Source organism: Sphingobacterium sp. T2 (assembly GCF_000814685.1).
GTDB classification, from domain to species: Bacteria; Bacteroidota; Bacteroidia; order Sphingobacteriales; family Sphingobacteriaceae; genus Sphingobacterium; species Sphingobacterium thermophilum.
Window position 1 is genome coordinate 1 of the sequence record NZ_JXAC01000007.1, and the last position, 6,363, is coordinate 6,363.

Genomic DNA, 6,363 nt, shown 5'->3' on the forward strand with positions numbered 1-6,363 from the left:
TTTGAAAATTAATGTTTTTTATTTATCTTCGTAAATAACGATGAACAAGACATTTCTCTGCCGAGCGAATGGTCTTGTTTAGTTTTTTGTTTGGTAAAAAGTTGTTAATAAAATTAAGTTAAATAAAAAAATTAATGGACAAGAAGTAGCGTAATTACACAGCGGAAGGCTTAGCGAAGCTGAAGGAAGAGTTGCAGTATTTGAAAACGGAGGGAAGAGCAAAGATCGCCAATGCTATAGCGGAAGCGCGTGATAAAGGCGACTTGTCGGAAAATGCAGAGTATGATGCTGCAAAGGAAGCCCAAGGTCTTCATGAGGCTAAGATTGCTAAATTGGAAGAGATTTTAGCAAATGCCCGTCTTATTGACGAATCCAAGTTGGATTTGACTAAAGTGTTGGCCCTATCTAAAGTGCGTATCCGCAACAAAAAGAATGGTGCAGAAATGACCTATCAGCTTGTTTCGGAAACAGAAGCGGACCTAAAGGCCGGCAAGATTTCTGTGAAATCACCTATTGCTCAAGGTCTTCTTGGCAAGTCTGTAGGTGATGTAGCAGTAGTAAAGGTTCCTGCCGGAGAGTTAGAGTTCGAAATTTTAGAGATTTCAAGATAACATCCTTATAAGTGGTTATGAGCGGTCCTGCCATAACCGCTTATAATCCTTGAAAGTTATTAACAACATATAGAGCCCTTAAGATTTTAAGGGCTTTTTTTGTTGGAAGACACTATATTGACGAATTGTCAGATTTATACAAAAGCCCCTAAGGGTGTGACATTGTCATTTATTTATTTGTTATATTTGCGAATACAGATTTGATAAAAATTTATGTCTACAATATTTTCTAAAATAGTTTCGGGTGAAGTTCCAGCTTATAAAGTTGCTGAAAGTAATGACTATTTAGCTTTTTTGGATATATCTCCACTTACCCGAGGACATGTGTTAGTGATACCAAAGAAAGAAACCGATTATATCTTCGACATAGATGATGAGGAATATGTAGGCCTATGGGTCTTTGCCAAGATTGTGGCCGAAGGTATTAAGAAAGTGTTCCCTTGCAAGAAGATTGGTATTGCTGTGGTAGGCTTGGAAGTGGCTCATGCTCATATTCACCTGATTCCGTTAAATCAAGTTAGCGACATGAATTTTGAGCGGCCAAAACTTTCGTTGCCGGCAGAGGAGCTCACCAAGATTGCGGAGGATATTCGTCAAGCTATATCTGAGATTACAAGCGCCGGTTAAGACAGAAAAGTTGTCGGATATCTAACACATTATGCAAGATTTTTTAATTTCTTTCCAGCAGTTATTGGATCCCGAGTATCTGCTTAGCCACGGCGGGTTCTATATAGTTTGCTTGATCGTATTTGCCGAGACAGGATTGTTTTTTGGGTTTTTCCTTCCCGGGGACTACCTATTGTTTTTAGCGGGGTTGTTTTGTGCGTTGAACAAGATCGACGTTAGTATAGCGACCATGTTTTTCGGCATCCTCACGGCCGGTATTGCGGGCAACTTTGCCGGATATTGGTTTGGCTACCGAACAGGCCCCATGCTGTTCAAAAGGAAAGACTCTCTGATTTTTAAGCAGAAATATATTGTCATGGCTGAAGAATTCTACCAAAAATATGGTGGTTCGGCCTTGGTTATTGGACGCTTTGTTCCAATTATTCGTACATTTGCACCCATATTTGCCGGCGTGGTGAAATTGGACTTCAAAAAGTTCGTTATTTACAATGTGCTGGGGGCGACGATTTGGGTTAGTGTGTTGACCCTGTCGGGGTATTTTCTGGGTGAGATGTTCCCTCAGATTATACACTATGTAGAATATATTATCATCGGTATGATTGTGATAGCCTTCATGCCGCTGGCAATAGCTATTTTAAAACGTTGGTTGAAGAACAGAAAGAGCGAGAATAATAAATAAAATTAAACAGTAATATATTAATGAGTACACTACATCCTTGGCATCAAGTTTCTCCTGGTGAGGATCTGCCAAATACAGTAAATGCTATAATCGAGATTCCTAAAGGTTCAAAAGCGAAATACGAAATCGACAAAGAAAGTGGTTTAATCAAGTTGGACCGCGTATTGTTTTCATCGGTAATGTATCCTGCCAACTATGGCTTTATCCCGCAAACATATTGTGATGATAAAGACCCATTGGATATCTTAGTTATCAGTTCGGTAGATGTATATCCGATGAGTTTGATTGAAGCCAAAGTTATCGGTGTGATGCACATGATCGACGGTGGAGAGCAAGACGACAAAATTATTGCAGTAGCTAAGAATGATGTGTCTGTAAACTACATCAATGACTTATCGGAGCTGCCTCCACATACGATGAAAGAAATCGTACGTTTCTTTGAAGATTACAAAGCGTTGGAAGGTAAGAAAGTAGAGGTTCAAAATCTTTACGGACGTACGTATGCTCAAAACATTATTAAAGAGAGCATCGAACTTTACAACAAAGAAATTAGAAACAAATAAGACAAATGGCTCTAGATATTTTTTGGACTTATTTTATTAGTTTTTGCTAATGGTTTTTTTGTTGCAGCGGAGTTTGCGATAGTTAAAGTACGTGCTTCGCAAATCGAGTTGCAGGCAAAATCTGGTAGCAGTATTGCTAAAGTTGCAAAGAATATTACAGAGCATTTGGACAAATACCTAGCTGCCACACAGCTAGGTATTACTATTGCTTCTCTAGGTCTGGGTTGGATCGGAGAGGAAGTTATGACAGAGATTGTTCAGCATCTCTTCTCTTTTCTGCATATAGATTTATCACAGGGTGTAGGTAAAGGGCTTGGTGTAGCCTTGGCTTTCGGAGCCATCACCTTACTGCATGTGGTGTTGGGCGAGTTAGCCCCTAAATCTATTGCCATCCAAAAGCCGGTAGCTACCACCATGAAGGTAGCTGTTCCTTTAAGACTTTTCTACTGGCTTTTATTACCTTTTATATATGTTTTCAATGGTCTTGCCAATATGCTGTTGAAGCTTATCGGCATAGAACCTCATCCTAGTGAGGCTAACCACTCGTCGGAAGAGCTGCAATACCTACTAGACAAAGGTAAAGAGTCTGGCGTCCTCAATATCTCGGAACACGAGCTCATCAAGAATGTTTTCGACTTTAACGAACGAATCGTGAAGAATATCATGGTTCCACGGACAAAGATTGTAGCAGTGGAGCTTACAGCTACGATGGATGAATTTATCAAGACCGTTACGGAAGAGGGATATTCCCGTATTCCGATATATGACGACAATATCGACAAGATTGTCGGGGTGGTCCATACAAAAGATATTCTTCCTATTCTCGTTAGTGGTAAAGACGTAGAGCTTAAAACGATTATGCGTAAGCCTTACTTCATTCCCGAAACGAAAAAAATCAATGATCTGATGGCTGAATTTCAGCAGAAACGCATACAGATAGCTTTTGTGTTGGATGAGTTTGGCGGAACTTCAGGTATGGTTACTTTGGAAGATATCGTGGAAGAGCTGGTAGGGGATATTCAAGATGAATATGACGAGGAGACACCTTTGGTAGAGCAGATTTCAGAGACGGAATTTATGTTGGACGCAGGTGCTAACGTACACGATGTGAACGAATTCCTTCCGGTAGAGCTTCCGGAAAGTTCGGACTACGATACTATCGCAGGCCTTGTCAGTCATTTGTTCGAAAAGATTCCTGACGTAGGGGAATCCACAGAAGGATTCGGTTACCGATTCACCATTATCAAGAAGACTCAGCAAAATATCGAGTACGTTAAGTTAGATGTCTTAGAACAAGCTGAGGACGAGGAAGAGGAATAATCAATAATTATGCAGCTATTCTTCACACCTGATATCGAACCTCATCATACTTCTTTTCTATTAAGTGAGGAAGAGAGCAAACATGCAGTACGTGTTTTGCGTCTTAGCGAAGGAGAGAAAATACACCTTGTGGATGGCAAGGGAGGTTTGTACGAAACAGAAATCATAGACGCCCATCCTAAACGTACCACCCTACGTGTTATCTCTGTACAACAAGAGTTTGGGCTTTTACCTTATCAGGTACATATTGCGGTGGCTCCCACCAAAAATATAGACCGTATAGAATGGTTTTTAGAGAAAGCAACAGAGATCGGGTTAACTTCTTTTACGCCCATAATCTGTGAGCATTCCGAACGCAAGGAAGTGAAAGTTGAAAGGCTTGAAAAGGTCGCTATAGCAGCTATGAAGCAGTCCTTGAAAGCTTATTTGCCTCAGATCAATCCGGCTATTTCTTTTACTAAATTTATAGATTCCTATAAAGACCAATCTCTTTTCAAGGGAATTGCACATTGTGAGGAGGGAGAAAAGAAATATATTCATACTGTCTTTGCTCCTAAGCAAAGTTATCTTATCCTGATAGGTCCGGAGGGTGATTTCTCCCCAAAAGAAATAAGCCAGGCTATGGATGCTGGCTTTATTCCTTTGTCTTTGGGAGAATCCAGATTGCGTACCGAGACGGCGGCTCTAGCTTCTGTTTTGGAAGTTTCTCTTCTCAATCGATAAATTAATTATTTGATTATTTCTGCATCTACAATCTGAATCTCCGAATTTCCTTTTAATGGTTCGGGATTGAATTTCATTTTACCTCTAATCTTAATCGGTTCTTCGGTAAATTTTATGCTTCCCTTTTTCATGAAAATCTCCACCATAGGAGGGATACCGTTGGAGCCGCAAAACTGACATTGAGCTACAGGCAAAACTGATAGCATAAAGTTGCTGTGGTTGCGGCCGCTATGTAGCGGTATAAGATATCCCGGAAGGTCGACGATTTTATTTTCCAGCTTTTTCAGTGCTGGAGGATAGTACGGTGTGTACACCTTTTTGTTCCCTTGCGTCGTTACCTTATACATCATCTTGTCTATCGCTTCCCATGTGCTATTCATCATGGGGGTATGGTCGGGAATTTCATCCCCACCGAAGTTGTTATTTCGGATTTGTGCCTGAGCAGCAAAGCAAGATACGATAAGAGCTAGAACGAAAATATATTTTTTCATGTTTTATTTTGATGCTAATGTTTTAGAAATTGTTGTTTTATAAGCTTTTATTGCCGGGATGATGCTGGCGATGATGCCTATGGCTATCGCTGCAGCAACTATTAAAAATTCATTAGGGAGTACGTTGAAAGCTTCTATAAAATCTGCACTCTGACTCGTTTTACTGCTGATAAAAAGCAGTATAAGATGTCCTAGGACAAAACCTATTACGCCCCCCAGAAAAGTTATCACTACTCCTTCGACAATAGTCAATGCAAAAAGTTTAACTTTGCTAGCTCCCAATGTACGCATGATAGCCAAATCATATTTTCGGTCTTTCAGCGCATTGTATAGGCTGATGAAGACACTGAAGCCAGCGATAACCATGATAATATAAGCCAGCACTTCCAATGAATCTAGTCCCACCCCTAGTAGAGCGAAGATTCTGGAGCTTTCGATGGCCGGTGATGCTGCCTGCATGCTAGTACTTTGATTTACCATCCGAGGAATTACGGAAAGAGCCGCAGGAGAATTGTATTTGACTAAGAGGGCAGTAATTTCCACTCCTTGATTTTCTAGCATGTCGGCTCCTATATTCTTAATGAATTCTGCATTTTGGGGTTTTTCTTTTACCAAAACTTCTTCTCCACTTTCTTCGTCGTGCTGGTGGGTTTCATAATCATGATTATGGTCATGTTCGTGTTCGTGTTCATGGTCATGATGGGCTTGTGTTGCTACCGCACTAGGATGTTGATGGTCATGTTCTTCATGATGATGGCTGTGGTCATGATCGTGATGGTGGCCTTCTTCATGTAAATGTTCGTTATGATGTTCGATACCATGTACATCCCATACGCTGGCAAGGTTAGTTAAGATAAGGTTGTCCACCACGGAATGTGCTGTTTCTAAAATGCCAACAACTGTAAAAGGATGTTCGTCATGTTGGTGTGCATCTGCTGAGAGACCAATGAGCACTAAAAATTTGGTCACCGATTTTAAGCTTGTGCTTACGTTGTACTTCTGCGCCGATGACAATTTCGAAAGACTTTTTCCACAGACGTCCCTGGCTTATTTTCAGCTCATATAGATCTAAGAACGTAGCGTCCGTCCCTATGATACGGTGGCCTTTATAGTTGTCTCCTAAGGAGATGGGTACTGCCAACTGTACGAGAGGATTGTCTACTATCTTAGCGGCTTCCGCGAGAGGGATGTTGCCGGTAGGATTGTCTACGTGATACAGCGAACTAAGGATAAGTTGCATGGGGCTACCTTTAGCTCCAACAACTAGGTCTATATTCTTTGTGTTGTTTTCCAGCTGTTTTTCGAACGTTGCGGCACTGAAATAGATGACTATGAGTATAGACACAAAC

At 40.8% G+C, this 6,363-nt stretch carries 8 protein-coding genes and 1 pseudogene; 6 read left to right on the forward strand and 3 right to left on the reverse strand.

The annotated features are described in order from the left end of the window. Window positions 1-155 precede the first annotated feature (155 nt). The 6 genes and pseudogenes from greA to SD31_RS00570 all read left to right on the forward strand — a co-directional run. A pseudogene (gene greA, locus SD31_RS00545) lies at window positions 156-611 on the forward strand (transcription elongation factor GreA); the annotation flags it as partial. Between the two features lie 213 nt (window positions 612-824). Then, entirely contained in the window at window positions 825-1,238 is a 414-nt protein-coding gene (locus tag SD31_RS00550; protein WP_039052722.1) for an HIT family protein, read from the forward strand. A gap of 31 nt (window positions 1,239-1,269) precedes the next feature. Next, window positions 1,270-1,917 carry a DedA family protein gene (locus tag SD31_RS00555; protein WP_039052723.1) on the forward strand — a complete coding sequence of 216 codons (648 nt, stop codon included), beginning with the start codon at window positions 1,270-1,272 and terminating at the stop codon, window positions 1,915-1,917. A gap of 20 nt (window positions 1,918-1,937) precedes the next feature. Further along, complete coding sequence (locus SD31_RS00560) at window positions 1,938-2,480, forward strand: inorganic diphosphatase (protein WP_039052724.1); 543 nt, start codon at window positions 1,938-1,940, stop codon at window positions 2,478-2,480. Window positions 2,481-2,558: 78 nt separating this feature from the next. After that, window positions 2,559-3,800, forward strand: coding sequence for a hemolysin family protein (locus SD31_RS00565; RefSeq protein ID WP_316929699.1), 1,242 nt, complete (start codon window positions 2,559-2,561; stop codon window positions 3,798-3,800). A gap of 9 nt (window positions 3,801-3,809) precedes the next feature. Continuing rightward, entirely contained in the window at window positions 3,810-4,523 is a 714-nt protein-coding gene (locus SD31_RS00570) for a 16S rRNA (uracil(1498)-N(3))-methyltransferase (protein WP_039052725.1), read from the forward strand. Window positions 4,524-4,528: 5 nt separating this feature from the next. Here SD31_RS00570 and SD31_RS00575 read toward each other — a convergent pair whose 3' ends face one another. From SD31_RS00575 to SD31_RS19675, 3 genes are all read right to left on the reverse strand, one after another. Next, a complete protein-coding gene (locus SD31_RS00575; RefSeq protein ID WP_039052726.1) occupies window positions 4,529-5,014 on the reverse strand; it encodes a hypothetical protein in 486 nt (161 codons plus the stop codon). A 3-nt stretch (window positions 5,015-5,017) separates the two neighbouring features. Further along, window positions 5,018-5,983: an ABC transporter permease gene (locus SD31_RS19670; RefSeq protein WP_156138124.1), complete on the reverse strand. Its 966-nt coding sequence runs from the start codon at window positions 5,981-5,983 to the stop codon at window positions 5,018-5,020. Next, window positions 5,931-6,363 (reverse strand): ABC transporter permease (locus tag SD31_RS19675; protein WP_197053459.1); only part of this gene is annotated, 433 nt, incomplete at its 5' end. The genes SD31_RS19675 and SD31_RS19670, both read right to left, overlap by 53 nt.